The organism is Parvibaculum sp., from assembly GCF_035511255.1.
Taxonomy (GTDB): Bacteria; Pseudomonadota; Alphaproteobacteria; order Parvibaculales; family Parvibaculaceae; genus Parvibaculum.
Genome location: NZ_DATKFR010000156.1, coordinates 1 through 1,905 on the forward strand (window position 1 = coordinate 1; position 1,905 = coordinate 1,905).

The following is a 1,905-nucleotide window of genomic DNA, read 5'->3' on the forward strand; positions in this document are numbered from 1 at the left end:
TGACGCTGTCCGTTTTCGGCCTCATCGTCTGGTATCGCTGGCAGATCGCCCGCGTCGTGCTCGGCGCGCCGCCCTCCACCGCTATCGCCATTCTCGTCTTCGACTTCGTGCTGGGCATCGTGCTCGAACAGGCCCTCGGCCGGTTGCTGCTGACGCCGGCGGCCGGCTAGTCGTAATCGACCTTCAGCAGATAAAGCCCGTCCGGCGGCGCGACGGGGCCGCAGGCCGCGCGGTCACGGGCCTTGAGCGCGCGATCGAGATCGCGCGCCGACCATTTGCCTTCACCGACGAGCTTCAGGGAGCCCACCAGCGAGCGCACCTGATTGTGCAGAAAGGAACGTGCGCGCGCGATAATCTCGATCTCCTCGCCGTAGCGCGACACGCTCAACTCGTCGAGCGTCTTCACCGGCGATTTCGCCTGGCACTGCATCGAGCGGAAGGTCGTGAAATCGTGCTTGCCGATCAGAAGCTGCGCGGCGGCGTGCATGGCGTCCGCATCGAGCGGCTTGTGGACGAGCCAGGCCTGTCCGCGATCCAGCGTCAGCGGCGCGCGGCGATTGACGATGCGATACATGTAATGGCGTCGCGTCGCTGAAAAACGCGCCTCGAAATCGCCGCCGACTTCCTCGGCCTCGACGATGGCGACAGGATGCGGCCGCATATGCGCATTGACCGCGTCGCGCAGCGTGTCTGTGCGCACCGGCTCCGGCAGGTCGACATGCGCGACCTGGCCCAGCGCATGAACGCCGGCGTCCGTCCGGCCCGCGCCGTTGACGCGAATATCCTGCCCGCAAAAGCCCTTGAAGCCCGCTTCGAGCACGTCCTGCACCGAACCGCCATCGGCCTGGCTCTGCCAGCCGACGAAATTCGTGCCGTCATATTCGATAGTGAGCTTGTAGCGGGGCATCAGGCGAGCCTCTCGCCGCGCTTCAGCGGAAAGCCGCGCAGGAAATCGTCGGCCTTCATCGGCCCCTTGCCCGCGCGCTGCAATTCGGTGAGTTTCAGGGCGCCCTGCCCACACGCAATGGTGATGCCGCCGTCGAGCGACAGCACTTCGCCGGGCGCACCCTGCCCCGCAACCGGCGTCTCGCGCAGCACCTTGATGCGCACCGGATTGCCGTCGCGCGCAACTTCGAAGAAGGCGCCGGGAAAGGGCGTCAGGCCGCGGATATGTGCGTCGAGCGCCTTTGCGTCGCGCGACCAGTCGATGCGCGCTTCTTCCTTCTCGATCTTTTTCGCATAGGTAACGCCCTCGTCCGGCTGCGGCGTCGCGGCAAGGCTACCCCGTTCGAGGGCGGCAAGCGCACGGATCATCAGCGAGGCGCCGATTTCGGAAAGCCTGTCGTGAAGGCTTCCGGCGGTGGCGTCCGGTGCAATCGCGACATGCTCGCCGAGCAGCACCGGCCCGGTATCAAGGCCCGCTTCCATCTGCATCACCATGACGCCCGTTTCGGCGTCGCCCGCCATGATGGCGCGCTGAATGGGGGCCGCGCCCCGCCAGCGCGGCAGCAGGGACGCATGGAGATTGAGGCAGCCGAGACGGGGCGCCGCAAGCACCGGCTTCGGCAGGATCAGCCCATAGGCGACGACGACCGCGACATCGAGGTCGAGATCGGCGAAGGCCTGTCTCTCCTCTTCGGATTTCAGCGAAACGGGCGTGCGGACCGTGAGGCCGTGTTCGGCGGCGAAGCGATGCACGGGCGACAATTGCTCGGCCATGCCGCGGCCGGCCTTGCGCGGCGGCTGCGAATAGACGGCGGCGACCTCATGGCCGGCGGCGATCAGCGCGGCCAGAACCGGAACGGCAAAATCGGGCGTGCCCATGAAGGCGAGACGAAAGGTCATGCGCCTTCCAACCGGCTCAAGCCGGTTCCTTTTCCTGGAGCTTCTTCGCCTTGGTGAGCT

At 66.6% G+C, this 1,905-nt stretch carries 2 protein-coding genes; both read right to left on the reverse strand.

Annotated elements, in window-relative coordinates:
• Positions 1 to 166 precede the first annotated feature (166 nt).
• The gene (truA, locus tag VMR03_RS05610; protein ID WP_325403097.1) at positions 167 to 907 is read right to left on the reverse strand and encodes a tRNA pseudouridine(38-40) synthase TruA; all 741 of its coding nucleotides are present in this window, start codon (positions 905 to 907) and stop codon (positions 167 to 169) included.
• A complete protein-coding gene (gene fmt / locus VMR03_RS05615; RefSeq protein ID WP_325403100.1) occupies positions 907 to 1,845 on the reverse strand; it encodes a methionyl-tRNA formyltransferase in 939 nt (312 codons plus the stop codon). The genes truA and fmt overlap by 1 nt, the downstream gene beginning before the upstream one ends.
• Positions 1,846 to 1,905: the final 60 nt, after the last annotated feature.

Excerpts from the sequence above, each read along its gene's own strand:
- truA (WP_325403097.1), bottom strand. The coding sequence starts at position 907 with ATGCCCCGCTACAAGCTCACTATCGAATATGACGGCACGAATTTCGTC.
- fmt (WP_325403100.1), bottom strand. The coding sequence starts at position 1,845 with ATGACCTTTCGTCTCGCCTTCATGGGCACGCCCGATTTTGCCGTTCCG.